General features: G+C 59.7%; 10 protein-coding genes and 1 pseudogene. 7 read left to right on the top strand and 4 right to left on the bottom strand.

The genetic code is table 11. The annotated features are described in order from the left end of the window. Positions 1 to 24 precede the first annotated feature (24 nt). From MHY08_RS09605 to MHY08_RS09590, 4 genes are read right to left on the bottom strand one after another with little or no spacing between them, the layout of a single operon-like run. A complete protein-coding gene (locus MHY08_RS09605; RefSeq protein ID WP_239236453.1) occupies positions 25 to 1,413 on the bottom strand; it encodes a Y4yA family PLP-dependent enzyme in 1,389 nt (462 codons plus the stop codon). Next, positions 1,410 to 2,711, bottom strand: coding sequence for an FAD/NAD(P)-binding protein (locus MHY08_RS09600; RefSeq protein WP_239236452.1), 1,302 nt, complete (start codon positions 2,709 to 2,711; stop codon positions 1,410 to 1,412). The genes MHY08_RS09605 and MHY08_RS09600 overlap by 4 nt, the downstream gene beginning before the upstream one ends. After that, positions 2,708 to 3,724: a pyridoxal-phosphate dependent enzyme gene (locus tag MHY08_RS09595; protein ID WP_204610279.1), complete on the bottom strand. Its 1,017-nt coding sequence runs from the start codon at positions 3,722 to 3,724 to the stop codon at positions 2,708 to 2,710. Before MHY08_RS09595 ends, MHY08_RS09600 begins: the two co-directional genes overlap by 4 nt. Before the next feature lie 32 nt (positions 3,725 to 3,756). Continuing rightward, positions 3,757 to 5,061, bottom strand: coding sequence for a deoxyribodipyrimidine photo-lyase (locus tag MHY08_RS09590; RefSeq protein WP_239236450.1), 1,305 nt, complete (start codon positions 5,059 to 5,061; stop codon positions 3,757 to 3,759). Between the two features lie 314 nt (positions 5,062 to 5,375). On the opposite strand from MHY08_RS09590, the gene rplJ reads away from it, so the two are divergent. The 7 genes and pseudogenes from rplJ to MHY08_RS09555 form a co-directional block, all read left to right on the top strand. Then, entirely contained in the window at positions 5,376 to 5,897 is a 522-nt protein-coding gene (gene rplJ / locus MHY08_RS09585) for a 50S ribosomal protein L10 (protein WP_005322886.1), read from the top strand. 88 nt (positions 5,898 to 5,985) lie between these two features. Further along, the gene (gene rplL, locus MHY08_RS09580) at positions 5,986 to 6,375 is read left to right on the top strand and encodes a 50S ribosomal protein L7/L12 (protein ID WP_239236448.1); all 390 of its coding nucleotides are present in this window, start codon (positions 5,986 to 5,988) and stop codon (positions 6,373 to 6,375) included. Positions 6,376 to 6,509: 134 nt separating this feature from the next. Continuing rightward, positions 6,510 to 6,842 carry a HigA family addiction module antitoxin gene (locus MHY08_RS09575; RefSeq protein WP_239236446.1) on the top strand — a complete coding sequence of 111 codons (333 nt, stop codon included), beginning with the start codon at positions 6,510 to 6,512 and terminating at the stop codon, positions 6,840 to 6,842. A 69-nt stretch (positions 6,843 to 6,911) separates the two neighbouring features. Beyond that, positions 6,912 to 7,928: a DUF3068 domain-containing protein gene (locus MHY08_RS09570; protein ID WP_239236444.1), complete on the top strand. Its 1,017-nt coding sequence runs from the start codon at positions 6,912 to 6,914 to the stop codon at positions 7,926 to 7,928. A 384-nt stretch (positions 7,929 to 8,312) separates the two neighbouring features. Next, on the top strand, positions 8,313 to 11,807 hold the full coding sequence (locus MHY08_RS09565) for a DNA-directed RNA polymerase subunit beta (protein ID WP_239236442.1): 3,495 nt from the start codon (positions 8,313 to 8,315) through the stop codon (positions 11,805 to 11,807). Positions 11,808 to 11,914: 107 nt separating this feature from the next. Then, the gene (locus MHY08_RS09560; RefSeq protein ID WP_239236440.1) at positions 11,915 to 15,910 is read left to right on the top strand and encodes a DNA-directed RNA polymerase subunit beta'; all 3,996 of its coding nucleotides are present in this window, start codon (positions 11,915 to 11,917) and stop codon (positions 15,908 to 15,910) included. Positions 15,911 to 16,320: 410 nt separating this feature from the next. Beyond that, positions 16,321 to 18,420: pseudogene (locus tag MHY08_RS09555) on the top strand (hypothetical protein); the annotation flags it as partial.

Raw genomic sequence — 18,420 nt, 5'->3', positions numbered from 1 at the left:
TCCTATGCTGTGAACCGTCGATAGTTATCTGGCGTCAATATCGTCTGGCGCCCAGTCACCGCCGTCGGAGTAGACGTTGCGCGCCAAAGGAATTTGGTGCGAAGCAGACTCCAGGATGTGCATAAAATACCCGGCTGTATTCGGAATGGCGAGGGTATCTCCTACAGCAATGCCATCCGGGAAGTCCAGTTCGCGGCGCAGGATAACCTCGTCTTCAATGCAGTAGGCACCCACCACAAACCCGGTGCGTGGCTCGCGGGAGATTTCCTTTGCCGGGCCGGCCGTGGGTACCAGGAGGGGGTCGAGCAGGATGTCATCTGCGGCGGTCCGGCATTGGGTGCGATTCATCGCCACGCCGATAAGGGGCAGGCCATCAGAGCGTTCTTTGAGGAAGCTCACCTCGGCGAGGATGACTCCGCAGCCGTCGAGGAGGCTGCGGCCTGGCTCCAGGTGAAGTGCGATGTCCCGCTCGCGCAGCGCTGTGCCAGCGGTGCCGTAGCCGGGGACCTCACCGTAGAGGAGCTGGTCCAACCACTGACCGCGCGTCGGTTCCTGCCAGAAAGGGTAAGTATTGGGTAGCGGATCCGCCTTCCACGTGAATGGTTCACCGGTACCAGCACGTTGGGAAGCGATGCGCTCGAGGTAATTCTCCCACTGCTCGCGGGATTCCAGGTAGCTCATGGGCACCCCGCCGCCGATATCGATGAAACCTGCGGGCTGGCCCAATGCGCGTACGTGCTCGACCAAGGCAATTGCCTCTGCTAGGGCGGTCCGACGGTCGGCTTCGCTATAGCCATGCAGGTGCACGTGGGCGCCCACAACTCGAAGTTCCTTAGGCCACTCGGCTTGCCGCCATGCCGGCAGCCTCTCGCCAAAGCGGGTGGGAGGAAGGGAGTTCGGATCTGGAGCCAGGCGTGGTGCCACGTGGGCGGTGGTTTCTAAAGCCCGCGCGATGGCGGCGATGCGGTGGGATTCGGCGCGAGAATCACAAGAGATAGTGACTCCCCGCGACACCGCGAGGCGGAGCAAGCCATCGGTTTTAATAGCGGCGCTGAGGATGATGCGCTCGGGGTCGACACCGCGGTCGAGCACTTGGCGGAGCTCGTTCTCGCTAGCTACATCAACCCCGAGCCCGGCATCGCGTGCAGCATCGACAAAACACAGCGCCTTATTGGCTTTGCGTGCGAAAAACACCTGAGTGTCCACGCCGTGGGAAGCGCCCGCATCGAGCAACTCCTGGGCATTGTGGCGCAGCGGAGCGGGATTCAACACGTTCACCGGAGAACCGTAGCGCGAGGTCAATGCGCTGACGTGCTGCGGGTTTCCGACGAGCTCGCGCATCCACCGTTCCCACCGGGCGCGCAAGGGGACGGTGCCGTTTACGGGTAGTGGTTCTACAGGGGTGGTGGTCATGGGTTTCCTACTTTCTCCGCCCAGCGGGGGATGTCATCGTGCACGGAACGGTTAAGGGAGTCATGGCCGGGCAGGGAGAGCTCATTCATCCGGCCAATTTCCACCACGCCAGGAACGTCGTGGAAGGGGGAGGGGGTGGCTTGGGGAGCAACGGTGGCGTCAATAAGCAGGTCCACGCCGCCCTTTTCCTGCCAGGAATCTATCTGCCCCGGCGTGCCTAGGTAGTCGGTATTCACCACACCGGAGTGGATCAGCTCGAGCAGACGCCTAGCTGTGACCGGTGGCGGACCAAAAGCCACGCGCTCAAGGGTGCGTGAAAGCTCACGGAAGCCGGGCATAGGGCCATGCGCCTTGTGCCAATCGACGCATTCTTGGAATACCCCACGAAACGCCGCGCCCACGGCCGCAGCCGGGGTGAGCGGACCGGTACCTTCGGCCGCACGTAGGGAAGCCTCAAGCTCAGCGACGGCATCGCCAGTGAAATCCTGACCGTCGATAACGGCGCCGAGTTCTGCAGTTGAGAAGTCACCGAATTCGCCTGCAGCCCCAATGAGGATCTCACGCAGCTCCGCAGCGTTGTCGATATGCGCGCAGGCATGCCGCCACCGCGGTGACACCTCCGGCAGCGGTGTCTCCGGGGAGGGCTTTACCTCCATGAAGCGCCCGCTGCGGCTAACCGGGTAGATGGTTTCGGAGGTATCGCCATACAACAGGCACACATCGATGAAGCTTAGGGCGGCACCGCGTACGCCGATCCGCCGTGCGGAGCTCTGGAGATCGGCACCGAAGTAGAGACCGGTGACCGGTACGCACGAGGCCTCATAGGCCAAGGAACCGGCGTGGAGATGGTCGTGGCCGGTGCAGACCAGGACTTCGTCGAAGGGGGCGCCATCGACCATGAAACCTTCTCCGTCGGCGCTTACCGCGGTCACGCGGTGCGGCAGGTGCCGGATGCGAACGTGGGCCGGCGCGCGGCGCACTGCGGCGGACCAGGTATCGGCGAGAAACTGGCCCACCTGAGCCCGCGGTGGGAAGGCATCGGTGGTGTCTGCACCGCGGCGGGTGCGCCAAGCGTTGAAATTATCGTGGGCCGTGGTGACGATGGCGCAGTTGACGTTGAGGCGCCACTGCGGCGGCTGCTGCGGACGGTAGACGGCGCCCGCACCGGCGGGGTAGGGGTCAAAGACGGTCACATCAAGGGGAACGCGGGCGCGCTTGATGAGTTCCTCTACGGCCCAAAGTCCACGCGGTCCACCTCCAATGATGGCAATGCGGCGGGCAGAACGAGAAGAGGTCACTGCGCCGACCCCTCGATGCGCGCGGCAAGTTCAGCGGGCGAAATGTCAAAGTTTTCGCACACCCAGGAGTCGTTATAAATGGTGTCCAGGTAAGGCTGGCCGGCGTCGTGCAGCACGGCAACCACTTCGGCCCCTGCCGGTAGGGAGGGTGCGAGGCTCTGGAAGGCGGCGATGACGGCACCGCCGGAAGCGCCAGGCAGCAGGCCCTCTGCTTGGGCGAGTTGTCGGGCGGCAACGATGGCATCGAGATCTGGAACCCTCTCCACGGAAGAAGGCGAAAACTTGGTGGATAGCTCGGTCACGATACCTGCGCCGTAGCCGGGCAGCATGCGGGTACCGCGCTCACCACCAAAAAGCACGGAGCCTTCCGCATCAACGCCGATTGTGTGGGTATCGGCGCCCAGCTCGGAGAGCTTGCGTACGCAGCCGCCAAGGGTTCCGGTGGTGCTCATAGCCACGAGTAGATGGCTAGGGGCCTGGCCGAGCTGGTCCACAATCTCAGTCATGGTGCCTTCCGCGTGGGCGTGGAAGGCGGCTTCATTGGAATACTGGTTGAGGTTGAAAGAATCGGGGATCTCTTCCAAAAGCTCGGCCACGCGGGTGCGGCGGGCGGTGAGCCAATCGCCGGTTTCTGGATCGGGGTGGTCGAGCAATTCCACGTGTGCGCCGTAGGCCCGCATGGTAGCCACCGTGGAGGCGTTGACCCGCGGATCCACCACGCAATGGAACTTCATGCCTTGTAGCGGGGCTTGGCGAGCTAGAGCCATGCCCAGGTTGCCGGAGGAAGATTCCACCAGCGTCGAACCAGGACGGATATCGCCGGCTGCAAGCGCCGCCTGGATCAGTGCTCGTGCCGTCCGGTCTTTTGCAGAACCGCCGAGGTTGAATTGTTCGAGTTTGAGATAGAGGTGGACATCCGGCCGGGGACTAATCGCCTCCACTCGCATGAGTGGGGTATTGCCAATGGGCGGGTGCGCTTGAGAATGAATCCTGGGGCTCATCATTGGCCCCATGGTAGACCTTTGCGTCCACCTTTTCCGCCGGCTTAATCCTTGATCTCCGCATAGGCATCGAGCGCGGCTTGGCGCGATTCCTTCAGGTCGACGATGGGTGGGGCAGACAGCGCGGGTGCCCAGCGGCGCACGTACTCGCCGTCGGGGTCGAAGCGTTTGGCCTGCGTTTCGGGGTTGAAGATGCGGAAGAAGGGCGCGGCGTCATCGCCGCAGCCGGCCACCCACTGCCAATTAAAAGGGTTGGAGGCGGCATCGGCGTCCACCAACGTGTCCCAGAACCATTCCTCGCCCAGGCGCCAGTGGATGCCCAGGTTCTTGGTGAGGAAGGAGCCGACTACCATGCGCACGCGATTGTGCATGTACCCGGTGGCCCATAGCTCGCGCATTCCGGCGTCGACAAGCGGAATTCCGGTAGTGCCGGCCTGCCAGTCCTTGAGCCGCGGGTCATCCCAGGACCAGTCGAAGCGGTCGAATTTCTCCCGCACGTTCTCGGTGGCGAGATTGGGCAGGTGGTAGAGGCGGTGCCAGGCAAAGTCGCGCCACAGCAGCTCGGAGTGGAACTTGGCGGCTTCGGGCTCCTCGGCCGCCGCGAACCACACCTCGCGCGGGGAGACCTCGCCAAAGCGCAGGTGGGGCGATAGTAGGGAGGTGGCATTGAGCGCGGGGATATCGCGCTCCTCGGCATAGTTGGCCAGGTCCAGCTGGGCTAGTCGCTCGCGCGCGCCGGCCTCGCCGGGCGTCCAGTGCTCGGCCAGCGATGCCGCCCATGCCGGTTCGGCGGGCTGGGGCCAGGCAGATGCATTGCTTGCCGACGCCCCCATCTCCGGCACCCCCTCCGGTTCATCTCCCGCCACCTGGGAGGCGGCGGCCTTGGAGAAGGGAGTAAAGACCTTATAGGGCTGGCCCTGGCCATTGGTGACCTCCCAGGGTTCGACAAGGGTGAAGCCGGGCGAGGAGGTGGCGGTAATGCCTCGAGCAGTCAAGGTTTCCTTGACCGCGGCATCAACCTCACGCAGCGGGCCGTGGTAGCGGCGGGTCCACGTGACAGTGGTGGCGCCCAGTTCGGCGGCGAGGCGGGGGATCTCATCGCGGGCATCGCCGGCGGCGCGAATGAGCTCCACGCCGTGCTCGGCAAGGTCATGTGCCAGGGCATAAAGGGAGCGCTCGCGCCACCACGTGCTCGCGCCGCCCAGCGGGCGGGTGCCGGGATAGGCAGGCTCGTCGAGGACGACGGCGACCAAGGGGACGTCGCCAAGCGAGGCGGCCTCGGCCGCGCGGGAAAGGGCCTGGTTATCGTGCAGGCGCAGGTCATCGCGGAACCACATGAGGCAGGTCATGGCGGCCATCCTACGCGGCGAAAACGTGGATTTGGAGAAACGCAGTCGAGAAGGTAGTGTTTTCCTCGAAGTTTGAACGGCCGCATCACGGCCGAGTCAAAGTTCACCGAAGACCGTTGGTCATCCATTTCGGATCGAAGGTTCTCCATCCTAGGAGGCGGCCCACGCAGGAGACACTTTGCGATTAATCGCGGCATTCTCTTATGTCGCGCGCCCTGTGCTCTTGCACGGGGCTTTTGTTGTTTCGGGCAACCGAAGCGAGGAAGGTCCCGGCGGAATAATAAAAGAGATGTTTTGGAAGGAGGCGAGAGACAATGGCAAACCCAAAGAACACTGCAGACCTGGCAGAGCTGAAGGAAAAGCTGGCTGGCGCTAACTCTGTTGTATTGACCGAGTACCGCGGCCTGACCGTATCCCAGTTGCAGGAGCTGCGTAACGATCTGGGCTTTGACGTTGAATACTCCGTCGCCAAGAACACCCTTTTCAAGATCGCTGCCAAGGAAGCTGGCATCGAAGGTCTTGATGATTTGCTGACTGGCCCGACCGCAATTGCGTTCATCAAGGGCGAGGCAGTGGATGCTGCGAAGGTCATCACCAAGTTCGCTGATGACAACAAGGCACTCATCATCAAGGGTGGCTACATGGACGGCAACGCACTGTCTGCCGACCAGGTTGAGGCCATCGCCAAGCTGGACAACCGCGAGACCACCCTCGCAAAGCTGGCTGGCGCTATGAAGGGTTCTATGGCGAAGGCAGCCGCTCTCTTCAACGCTCCTGCAACCAAGGCTGTACGCACCGTCGCAGCTCTGCAGGACAAGAAGGAAGCAGAAGCTTAAGTCGTCACAAAAGACGCACAATTACAACACCGTGTGCGCGGCCTAAATCACGCGCAGCGCACACACAACACAGAAAGGACTTGCCATCATGGCTAAGCTCACCAAGGACGAGCTCATTGAAGCTTTCAAGGAAATGACCCTCATCGAACTGTCCGAGTTCGTTAAGGAATTTGAAGAGGTATTCGACGTTGAGGCTGCTGCTCCGGTTGCTGCTGTTGCAGCTGGCGCTCCGGCTGAGGGCGGCGCTGGTGCCGCTGAGGAGAAGACCGAGTTCGACGTCGTTCTGACCGACGCTGGCGCTAAGAAGATTGGCGTTATTAAGGCTGTCCGCGAGATCGTTTCCGGCCTGGGCCTGAAGGAAGCTAAGGAAATGGTCGAGGGTGCTCCTAAGGCTATCCTCGAGGGCGCTTCCAAGGACGACGCTGATGCTGCTAAGGCTAAGCTGGAAGAGGCTGGCGCTTCCGTCGAGCTCAAGTAATTTCACTGAGCTTTACGCTTTCAAATCCCCACTTCTGCCGCTCCGCGCGGTGGGAGCTGGGGATTTCCTCGTTTTGTGTTTGCGAGCGCAGTGGAGAGTAGTCTTTCGATGGACAGGGAAAGGAGCTGTGGACGTTGACTTCATCGATTATCACAAATGAGGGAGAGGAAGACTCGGATATCATTTCCGTTCCACACCCTGGGGAGGTCCTGCGCGAGGAGTTTCTGGAGCCGCTCGGACTTAGTCAATACCGCTTAGCAAGGGATATTTTTAGCTCCAAATCCCAAATTTCAAAGCTGGTCCGTGGGCGCATTGGGATTAGTGCGGAAATGGCGCTTCGTCTTTCTGCCTATTTTGGCAATTCGGCAGAGTTCTGGCTGAGACTGCAGGAAGAGTTTGATCTTTGGTGCGCGCGCCAAACCACGGATACGAGCAGCATCGTTGCTTGGAATAAGCACACAGCTTAAAAATCAATCCGGCGTAGCGGGGCCTGTAGAAACAAGGAATCGCCGCCAAGGGCTGTAGAATTAGCCCCCATGCTGCCCAAGTCCCGCATTTTTTCCGTCCTGCTTTTAGGCCTCGGCGTCGCGCTCATCGCCGCCGGAATTGTGGCGCCGGCGTTTTTGGATTACTCCCCGCGGCTGCCGTTGAACCTGAAAAACAGTACGTGGACACTGCACGATGATTCTGCGGATTCGCAGCAGCTGTCCAAGGACGGCACACAGCCGTATTCGGGCCCCATGACCTACCAAATCAACATGGATATCCAAGAACCCTCGGACGAGGAGAAGGCCACCTTGCGCATTGGCGAAACCCGCATGCGTGGCGACGGTGAGGGCCTCAATGACCTAAGCCAAGCCCAGGTGTGGAGCTACCCGGTCGACCGCCTGAGTGGTGAGGCGCTGGGGGAGGCATCGCTTAGCCATACGCTTGCTACGCCTTCGGACAAAGTAACGGTGGATGGCTACTGGCTCAAGTTCCCAGCGGACGCGGAGAAGACTAACTACCCGGTCTTTGACCCGACGCTGCGCAAGGCCGTCGATGCGGTCTTTGAAGAAGAAACCACGATGGACGGCCGCACGGTCTACCGCTACCACCAAGAGATCGAGCCGACCAACGTCGCGCAGCTCTTTGCGGCCGATGGCAATACCACCAGCTTGCCCAAGGAAGGCGGCGGCGAGGAGCAGGGCTACCTGACCCACTCCGGCAGCCGTGACTTCTATGTGGACCAGCAAACCGGCCTCGTGGTGGGCATGGATATGGATATCGATGATTACTACGCGGACCGCGAGGGCGTGGGCCGTGAGCGCGCCTTCGTCTTTAATGGCTCTACCTCCGAAGAGGACCAGCAGGCGCTGCTCAAAGAGGCGGCAGAATTCCCGCGCGACCGCGTGGCGGAGATCGTGCGGTGGGGTGCCATCGGCCTCGGTGCACTTTTAGCCCTGCTCGGAATCATTGGCGCATTGGGCCTATTTGGCGGCAAGAATAAGCATGCCCGCTCGCGCCATAACCGCGGGCGCATCGGCGGGAGCGCGGTGCCGGCGAGCCGGTAAAAGCGCAGCTGGAAAACAAAATCGCCGCCGGGGTTGCGGTGTATTGAGATTTTAGTGGTAGGGTGCTCGGTGGTTGTCGCGCACAGTCGCGCGACGGGGACGCGTTAGCGCCGCGGCGAGCACGAGCTTGCCCCCTAGCGCGGTAGCGACACGCCCCAAGAGTGGTGTGTCTTTACATGGCAGGTCTTTTCCTATAAGCTGTTTCGTTGCGCTGGAATCTGGATCTTCGGTGCACATTTAGCCTTTCAGGCCGGTGATGGCAAAACCGACTTGACAAGGTGATTTTGTGCATTCTGAACCCAGACACTCCACAGCAGACCGAATGCTAGAATTACCAGCGGTTTTGCGGCTCGTCGGCCAGGGCGAGCTGGCAATCCGCGTGAGGTGCTGGAAGGACCCATCTTGGCAGTCTCCCGCCAGACCAAGTCAGTGGCCAATATCCCCGGAGCCCCGAAGCGATACTCGTTTGCAAAAATTAGCGAGCCTATCGCCCTGCCGGGTCTCCTTGACGTACAACTTGATTCCTTTGCTTGGCTCGTCGGCGCGCCGGAGTGGCGCGAGCGCGAGCAGGCTGAGCGCGGCGATGACGCCCGCGTGACGAGCGGCCTCGAGGATATCCTTGAAGAGCTCTCGCCGATTGAGGACTACTCGGGCAATATGTCCCTGTCCTTGTCGGAGCCGCGCTTTGAACCGGTGAAGAACACCGTGGATGAGTGCAAGGAAAAGGACATCAACTACTCCGCGCCGCTGTACGTGACCGCAGAGTTTATTAATAACGACACCCAAGAGATTAAGTCGCAGACCGTCTTCATCGGCGATTTCCCGATCATGACGGATATGGGCACGTTCATCGTGAACGGTACCGAGCGCGTCGTCGTCTCTCAGCTGGTGCGCTCCCCGGGCGTCTACTTCGATCGCTCGATCGATAAGTCCACCGAGCGCCCGCTGCATTCCGTGAAGGTTATTCCTTCCCGCGGTGCATGGTTGGAGTTCGATGTCGACAAGCGCGACACCGTCGGCGTGCGCATTGACCGCAAGCGCCGCCAGCCGGTAACCGTGCTGCTTAAGGCACTGGGCTGGAGCGAGGAGCAGATCAGGGAACGCTTCGGCTTCTCCGAGCTCATGATGTCCACCCTGGAGTCGGACGGTGTAGCGAACACCGATGAGGCACTGCTGGAGATTTACCGCAAGCAGCGCCCAGGCGAGCAGCCTACCCGCGAGCTGGCACAGTCCCTGCTGGATAACTCCTTCTTCCGTGCAAAGCGTTACGACCTGGCAAAGGTCGGCCGCTACAAAATCAACCGCAAGCTGGGTCTCGGCGGCGACCACGATGGTCTGATGACCCTGACCGAGGAAGACATTGCCGTCACCCTCGAGTACCTGGTCCGCCTGCACGTAGGCGAGCGCGAGATGAAGGCACCAAACGGTGAGATGATCGCCCTGCACACGGATGACATCGACCACTTTGGTAATCGCCGCCTGCGCACCGTCGGTGAGCTCATCCAGAACCAGGTCCGTGTGGGCCTGTCCCGCATGGAGCGCGTTGTGCGCGAGCGCATGACCACCCAGGATGCGGAGTCCATCACTCCAACCTCCCTGATTAACGTGCGCCCGGTCTCTGCTGCTATCCGCGAGTTCTTTGGTACCTCGCAGCTGTCCCAGTTCATGGACCACAACAACTCGCTGTCCGGCCTGACCCACAAGCGCCGCCTGTCCGCACTGGGCCCAGGCGGCCTGTCTCGTGAGCGCGCCGGCATTGAGGTGCGAGACGTTCACGCTTCTCACTACGGCCGTATGTGCCCGATTGAGACTCCCGAGGGCCCGAACATTGGCCTCATTGGTGCGCTGGCGTCCTACGCCCGCGTGAATGCTTTCGGCTTCATTGAGACCCCGTACCGCAAGGTTGTGGACGGCAAGATCACCGACCAGGTGGAGTACCTCACCGCCGATGAAGAGGACCGCTTCGCTATTGCTCAGGCCGAGGTCGAGCAGGACGCAGAGGGCAACCTCACCGGCGAGCGTATTGAGGTCCGCCTGAAGGACGGAGATATCGGGCTTACCGATGCCTCCGGTGTGGACTACGTTGACGTCTCCCCGCGCCAGATGGTTTCCGTGGGTACGGCCATGATTCCGTTCTTGGAGCACGACGATGCTAACCGTGCCCTCATGGGTGCGAACATGCAGAAGCAGGCCGTGCCGCTGGTGCGCTCCGAGGCTCCGCTGGTGGGTACCGGTATGGAGCAGCGCGCTGCGTACGACGCTGGCGACGTTGTTATCACCCCGAAGGCCGGTGTGGTCGAAAACGTCACCGCTGATGTCATCACCATCATGGATGATGAGGGCCAGCGCGATACCTACATCCTGCGTAAGTTCGAGCGCACCAACCAGGGCACCAACTACAACCAGACCCCGCTGGTTTCCATGGGTGAGCGCGTAGAGGCCGGCCAGGTTCTGGCCGATGGCCCTGGTACCCACAATGGTGAGATGTCCCTCGGCCGCAACCTGCTGGTTGCCTTCATGCCGTGGGAAGGCCACAACTACGAGGACGCTATCATCCTCAACCAGCGCATCGTGGAAGAGGACATCCTGACCTCCGTCCACATCGAAGAGCACGAGATCGATGCCCGCGATACCAAGCTGGGCGCTGAGGAAATCACCCGCGAGATCCCGAACGTCTCTGAGGACGTATTGAGCGATCTAGACGAGCGCGGCATCATCCGCATCGGTGCCGACGTTCGCGCCGGTGACATCCTGGTGGGTAAGGTCACCCCGAAGGGTGAGACCGAGCTGACCCCGGAGGAGCGCCTGCTGCGCGCCATCTTTGGCGAGAAGGCTCGCGAAGTCCGCGATACCTCCATGAAGGTTCCGCACGGTGAGGTGGGCAAGGTCATTGGCGTTGCTCGCTTCTCCCGCGATGATGATGACGATCTGGCCCCTGGCGTCAACGAGATGATTCGCGTCTACGTGGCCCAGAAGCGCAAAATCCAGGACGGCGATAAGATGGCCGGCCGCCACGGCAACAAGGGCGTTGTGGGCAAGATTCTGCCGCCAGAGGATATGCCGTTCATGGAAGACGGCACCCCGGTAGACATCCTGCTGAACACCCACGGTGTGCCGCGTCGTATGAACATTGGCCAGGTCCTCGAGGTTCACCTGGGCTGGTTGGCACATGCCGGCTGGAAGGTTGACACCGAGGATCCGAAGAACGCCGAGTTGCTCAAGACCCTGCCGGAAGAGCTGTACGACGTCCCTGCGAATTCCTTGACCGCTACCCCGGTCTTCGATGGTGCTACCAACCACGAGATCGAGCGCCTGCTGGCTTCCTCCCGTCCTAACCGCGACGGCGATGTGCTGGTGGATGAGAACGGCAAGGCCACGCTATTCGACGGCCGCTCGGGCGAGCCGTACAAGTATCCGATCTCTGTCGGCTACATGTACATGCTCAAGCTGCACCACTTGGTCGATGAGAAGATTCACGCCCGTTCCACCGGTCCTTACTCCATGATCACCCAGCAGCCGCTGGGTGGTAAGGCCCAGTTCGGTGGCCAGCGCTTCGGCGAGATGGAGGTGTGGGCAATGCAGGCATACGGCGCTGCCTACACCCTGCAGGAGCTGCTGACCATCAAGTCCGATGACGTCGTCGGCCGCGTGAAGGTCTACGAAGCCATTGTTAAGGGCGACAATATTCCAGATCCGGGCATCCCTGAGTCCTTCAAGGTGTTGCTCAAGGAGCTGCAGTCCCTGTGCCTGAACGTGGAGGTTCTCTCCACCGACGGCACGCCGATGGAGCTGTCTGGCTCTGATGACGATGACATGGACAGCCCATCGCTTGGCATTAACCTGTCCCGCGATGAGGGTTCCTCCGCTGACATCGCCTAATTAGTTTCTTGGTCCACCGCGGGGTAAGTCCCCGCGGTAGGGCATAAACGTTCCATTCATACAAAGCCATCAATTCCTCGACAACGAGGATGAAAGGGAGACATTACGTGTTTGACGTAAATCTCTTCGACGAGCTCCGCATCGGTCTGGCCACCGCAGACGATATTCGTCGCTGGTCCAAGGGCGAGGTCAAAAAGCCTGAGACCATTAACTACCGCACCCTGAAGCCGGAGAAGGACGGCCTCTTCTGTGAGCGCATCTTCGGCCCCACCCGTGACTGGGAGTGCGCTTGTGGTAAGTACAAGCGCGTCCGCTACAAGGGCATCATCTGTGAGCGCTGTGGCGTTGAGGTCACCAAGTCTAAGGTCCGCCGTGAGCGCATGGGCCACATTGAGCTGGCCGCTCCGGTAACCCACATCTGGTACTTCAAGGGAGTTCCTTCCCGCTTGGGCTACCTGCTGGACCTGGCTCCGAAGGATCTCGAGCGCATCATCTACTTCGCAGCCAATATCATCACCTCCGTGGATGAAGAGGCTCGCCACAACGATCAGTCCACCCTGGAAGCAGAAATGCTCCTGGAGAAGAAGGACGTTGAGGACGATACCGAGTCCGAGATCGCCGAGCGCGCCTCCAAGTTGGAGTCTGATCTGGCCGAGCTGGAAGCAGCCGGTGCCAAGGCAGATGCCCGCAAGAAGGTGCAGAATGCTGCCGATAAGGAAATGCAGCACATCCGCGAGCGCGGCGAGCGCGAAATCGCCCGCCTCGATGAAATCTGGAATACTTTCATCAAGCTAGCTCCGAAGCAGATGATCATTGATGAGACCATCTACGAAGAGCTGGTGGACCGCTACGAGGATTACTTCACCGGCGGCATGGGTGCAGAAGCCATCCAGACCCTGGTCCGCAACTTCGACCTCGAGGCTGAGGCCGAGGAGCTGCGCGAGATCATCAACAACGGCAAGGGCCAGAAGAAGATGCGTGCCCTGAAGCGCTTGAAGGTTGTTGCGGCCTTCCTACGCTCCGGCAATGATCCGGCTGGCATGGTGCTGGATGCTGTCCCGGTTATTCCACCAGAGCTGCGCCCGATGGTGCAGCTGGACGGTGGCCGCTTCGCTACCTCCGACCTGAACGACCTCTACCGCCGCGTGATCAACCGCAATAACCGTTTGAAGCGCATGATCGACCTGGGCGCTCCAGAGATCATCGTGAACAACGAGAAGCGCATGCTGCAGGAGTCTGTAGACGCGCTCTTCGATAACGGCCGCCGCGGCCGTCCGGTTACCGGTCCGGGTAACCGTCCGCTCAAGTCTCTGTCTGACTTGCTCAAGGGCAAGCAGGGCCGCTTCCGCCAGAACTTGCTGGGTAAGCGCGTGGACTACTCTGGCCGTTCCGTTATTATCGTTGGTCCGCAGCTGAAGCTGCACGAGTGTGGTCTGCCGAAGCTCATGGCTCTCGAGCTATTCAAGCCATTCGTCATGAAGCGCTTGGTAGAAAATGACTACGCCCAGAACATCAAGTCCGCCAAGCGCATGGTTGAGCGCCAGCGCCCAGAGGTGTGGGACGTTCTGGAGCAGGCCATTTCCGAACACCCAGTGATGCTCAACCGTGCGCCTACGCTGCACCGCCTGGGTATTCAGGCCTTCGAGCCGAAGCTGGTTGAGGGTAAGGCTATTCAGCTGCACCCGCTGGCTTGTGAGGCGTTCAACGCTGACTTCGACGGTGACCAGATGGCAGTCCACCTGCCGCTATCCGCTGAGGCTCAGGCTGAGGCCCGCGTCCTGATGCTGGCTTCCAATAACATTCTGTCCCCGGCATCCGGTAAGCCGCTGGCCATGCCACGTCTGGACATGGTTACCGGCCTGTACTACCTGACCATGGACAAGGCCGAGGACGAGATCGGTGGCAATGGCCGCTACCGCGAGGCGGAAGAGGACAAGCCGGCAACCGGCATCTTCTCCTCCTACGCTGAGGCCCTCATGGCCTACGACCGCGGCACCGTTGGCCTGCAGGCCCCGATCAAGGTTCGCATCGATCACCTTCGCCCGCCGAAGGAAATCGAGGAAGAGCAGTTCCCGGATGGCTGGTCCAAGGGCCAGGCGTGGATGGGCTACACCACCATTGGCCGCGTCATGTTCAACGAGCTGCTGCCATGGAACTACCCGTACCTCGAGGGCATCATGGTCCGCAAGGGCGGCGGCTCCGGCAATAAGGTCCTCATCGGTGACGTGGTCAATGACTTGGCCAATAAGTACCCGATGATCACCGTGGCTCAGGTGCTGGACAACATGAAGGATGCCGGCTTCTACTGGGCAACCCGTTCTGGCGTGACCATCACCATGTCTGACGTTCTGGTTCTGCCGAATAAGACCGAGATCCTCGAGTCTTATGAGAAGGAAGCAGAGCGCATCGAGCGCAAGTACTGGGAGCAGGGCGCCCTGACCGAGCGCGAGCGCTACGATCGCCTGGTTGAGCTGTGGAAGGACGCTACCGATACCGTCGGTGAGGCCGTCGAGAACATGTACCCGGATCACAACCCGATTCCGATGATTGTGAAGTCTGGTGCGGCCGGTAACATGCGTCAGATCTGGACGCTGGCCGGTATGAAGGGCATGGTTGTGAACTCGCACGGTGATTACATCACCCGTCCGATTAAGACCTCCTTCCGCGAAGGCCTGTCCGTGCTGGAGTACTTCAATAACTCCCACGGCTCCCGAAAGGGTCTGGCCGATACCGCTCTGCGTACCGCTGACTCCGGTTACCTCACCCGCCGTTTGGTGGACGTGGCCCAGGACGTCATCGTCCGCGAAGAGGACTGTGGCACCCGCCAGGGTGTTCGCGTTCCAATCGGCGAGGTTTCCGGCGACAAGGTGGTTCTCTCCGAGCTGTGGGAGACCTCCGCATCCGGCCGCGTTCTCGCAACCGATGTCAAGGACGACAACGGTGAGGTCGTGGCCGAGGCCGGCTCCGACCTGACCGAGGAGCTCACCCAGAAGCTGCTTGACGCCAAGGTCACCGATGTCAAGGTTCGCTCCGTGCTGACCTGCCAGACCCCGGCCGGCGTATGTGCCAAGTGCTACGGCAAGTCCATGGCTTCCGGCCAGCTGGTCGATATCGGCGAGGCTGTCGGCATCGTGGCTGCGCAGTCCATTGGTGAGCCGGGTACCCAGCTGACCATGCGTACGTTCCACCAGGGTGGTGTCGGTGGCGATATTACCGGCGGTCTGCCGCGTGTTCAGGAGCTCTTCGAGGCCCGTAACCCGAAGAACCGCGCTCCTATCGCCTCCGTTGACGGCACTGTCTCCCTGTCCGATGAGGGCAACTTCTGGACCCTGACCATCACCCCGGATGACGGTTCTGATGACGTGGTCTATGAGAAGCTCTCCAAGCGTCAGGGCCTGGCTCAGGTCCGGCGTCCAATGGAGTCCAACCCGGATGCCATGATTGAGCGCTCCCTCAAGGACGGCGACCACGTCCAGACCGGTGACCGCCTGATGCGTGGTGCGGCCGATCCGCACGACGTTCTCGAGGTTCTCGGCCGTCGTGGTGTGGAGCAGCACCTCATCAATGAGGTTCAGGCTGTGTACCGTACCCAGGGTGTGGCTATCCACGATAAGCACATCGAGATCATTATCCGCCAGATGCTGCGCCGTGGCACCGTCATCGATGCGGGTACCACGGACTTGCTGCCGGGTAACCTTATCGACCTTTCTGAGGCTAAGCAGCTCAATGCTGCTCAGGTTGCAGAAGGTGGCGAGCCGGCTCAGCTGCGCTCGGAGATTATGGGTATTACCAAGGCTTCCTTGGCTACTGAGTCCTGGTTGTCTGCTGCATCGTTCCAGGAGACCACTCGCGTGCTTACCGACGCCGCTATTAATAAGCGCTCCGATAAGCTCATCGGTCTCAAGGAGAACGTCATCATTGGTAAGTTGATCCCGGCTGGTACCGGTATTTCCCGTTACCGCAATATCTCCGTTAAGCCGACCGAGGCTGCGCGCAACGCTGCATACTCGATTCCGACTTATGGCGATTCCATCTACGGCGATGATGGCTTCGGTGAGTTCACCGGTGCTTCCGTCCCGCTGGATGAGGACTTCACCTTCTAGGTAAAAGCGAGGGCAGCAACGCCGTAAATGCTGCACAAAAAGAAGCGTGTCTGGATTCCCAGACACGCTTTTTCATGCGAAAAAGGTGGACAGCTTAGAGAAGGCGTACTGATCTCCAAGAGGGGCATTTAGCTGATTCATCACGTATTTAAGTGGCGCGGACAATCCGAAGAGCCACTGACTAGGTAGATCTTCCGTACCTAGGAAATGTATACGGTGTTAACCATAGATAATAATAAAATTAAATACAGGTATCGGTTGTTAAGGGTGGTTGATTTCAATAACGTTAGACATTGAGGACAGTCAGAACTCAGCTAAAAATTAGATGTTCGTACGCCCAGGTCAAGAGTGGAGGGCATGCTCCTGTTCTCTGTGTTCGCAATTTGTATAAGGAAGGACTTTTCATGAAAATGAAGAGTTTTAACGGCGTAACTCGCCGTCGCGGCACTACGGTCGCTGCCGCGGCTCTCTCTGTAGCTCTCGTGACTCCATTTGTTCATCCAGTTGTAAATCCGGGGGCCTCGCCGGTTGCTGCTGCTCAGGATGCAGCATCTGCGCAGGATCGCAGCGTTGATTCGCGGGGCACCTCGGAAGCAACTGCTATCCGTGCGGATGGTACTTGGGGTCAGAAGAAGGGCTACCAAGGAACGGTCTACTTGGATCGTGATGGAAGTCCAGATGACCAGGATGATGCTGACGAGGCCATGCCTGGTGTAAAGGTCTTCTTGCAGTATGCTAACGGTAAGGGGCAGGTTTCTCCTATTTACTACACCACCTCGGATTCCGAGGGTAAATTCGTCTTCAACTTGTCCAAGGCGCCGAAGGATGGTCTGGGCAATCCGGTCGAATTCAAGTTGGCAGGCGATGAGAAGTTCCGGGTCCGCACGTGGGCTGAGAACCCGAACCCTGCAAAATACACGTTAGCGGCCGGTGGCGACATGTACACCGGTCGCTTCCATAACCGAACGACCCGTAAATGGGAGAGCTGGGACTTTACGGCCGGCATTAACCGCATTGTCGGTTCTAAGGTCGTATTCCAAGAACGTCCGAACGTAGATGGCTGGCTTGCAAAGCCTGAGGCGGAGTGGACTGAGGCTCCGACTGCCGATAAAAAGTGGCCCGAAGGTGGAGATTATGGCACGGCTCGTGGCAATGTCTGGTGGGAAAATAATGAGGCCGAAGGCTCTCTGTCAAACCAGTACTACAAGGGTCCTTCAGACCGAGCTGCTACCAACGTTAAGGTCGTCGGATCTTATGTTAACGATGAGGTAGCACGTAAGTTTGACGCTTGGAAGGCCGCAAACAAGAACTACACTCGTGAACAGTTCCGCGTTGCCCAAAAGGAAATCGTTGACAAATACCAGGCTGAGCACGGCGCAGGCTCCCATATCGCAGAGTCTCGCGTAGCTTACCTAAAAGACAACGGTTCTTTCTACCTCCCTTTTGCTGGTTTGTATGGCATTGACCGCAACAAAAAGGGCAGCAAAACCACTGACGAAGAATGGGGCACGCTCGTCTCCAAAAAGGACGAAGAGCACGGAAACCTAATGCAGTGGAACGGCACCCTAGGCCAGCGTCACCGCCACATCAACTCGGACTATATGTACTTGTATCCGGTTGTCGGTGATAACCGTGACCTATGGATGGGAAATTACCAGGACAACATGTTCCAGCCCCCGCATGGCGGAAACCTCGGTATTGAGCTCGAGTCAGCGAACATTGTTTTCCAGAACTTCGCGTTGCTGACTCCGCGCCCACTTCATGACGTTTACAACTTCGACAACACTTCTTCCCTCGCAGCTCCTGGTGATACCGCCAAGTCGAAGACTACAGGCCTGGTTCCTAACCAGACGTATGCTATTGAGTGGTTTGCGGACGGTCAGTCAACTGGTAAGACTTGCACTGTTAAAGCTAACGAGAAGGGTGAGCTGGAGTCCTGTGACCTCACCGTCCCGAAAAATCTATCCAAGGCGACTGTGTACTCTTCTCAGGTATTCGCCGCCGATGCTTCGGGTAAACCCACGGGCACGCTACTTCTGGCGGATTCTTTCCTGGCAGACCCGACCTTCGTTCGTTACGAAGACACCACGGGCACAGCCAAGGAAAAGGATCTTGAAGCGAAGCCTTCTTTTGACAACCCGAATACTGACGCGGTCGAAGAAAAACCGGAAGGTGCAACCTTCGAGTTCGCGGATCCCGCTGCTGCTGAGAAACTTGGGCTGAGTACTGATGATATTGATCCTAAGACCGGCGCAGTTAAATGGCCTGCGGATAAACAGGTTGAAGGCGAAAACGAGGTGCTCGTAAAGGTCACATGGACCCCTGCTGAGGGCGCTGACTCAGTATCGCGAGAAGTTCCTGCGAAGTTTATCCTAGATGCTCCTGCTCCTGTTCCTGCTCCGTCGATTGCTGCTGGTTCTGAGACGGATGAGGTTCCGGCTGATGGTTCGGAGAAGACCTTGGATGACAAGGTTGAGAATCCGACTGATGGCATGACTGGTGAGGTCCTG

This window comes from Corynebacterium sp. ACRPJ, assembly GCF_022347345.1.
Taxonomy (GTDB): domain Bacteria; phylum Actinomycetota; class Actinomycetes; order Mycobacteriales; family Mycobacteriaceae; genus Corynebacterium; species Corynebacterium tuberculostearicum_D.
The sequence above is the reverse complement of the archived record's forward strand: the minus strand, read 5'-3'. Positions and strand labels throughout refer to the sequence as shown.

Bases quoted from the DNA above. Each gene is read 5' to 3' on its own strand.
- MHY08_RS09605 (WP_239236453.1), bottom strand. From the start codon at position 1,413: ATGACCACCACCCCTGTAGAACCACTACCCGTAAACGGCACCGTCCCC.
- MHY08_RS09595 (WP_204610279.1), bottom strand. From the start codon at position 3,724: ATGGGGCCAATGATGAGCCCCAGGATTCATTCTCAAGCGCACCCGCCC.
- MHY08_RS09590 (WP_239236450.1), bottom strand. From the start codon at position 5,061: ATGACCTGCCTCATGTGGTTCCGCGATGACCTGCGCCTGCACGATAAC.
- rplJ (WP_005322886.1), top strand. From the start codon at position 5,376: ATGGCAAACCCAAAGAACACTGCAGACCTGGCAGAGCTGAAGGAAAAG.
- rplL (WP_239236448.1), top strand. From the start codon at position 5,986: ATGGCTAAGCTCACCAAGGACGAGCTCATTGAAGCTTTCAAGGAAATG.
- MHY08_RS09570 (WP_239236444.1), top strand. From the start codon at position 6,912: ATGCTGCCCAAGTCCCGCATTTTTTCCGTCCTGCTTTTAGGCCTCGGC.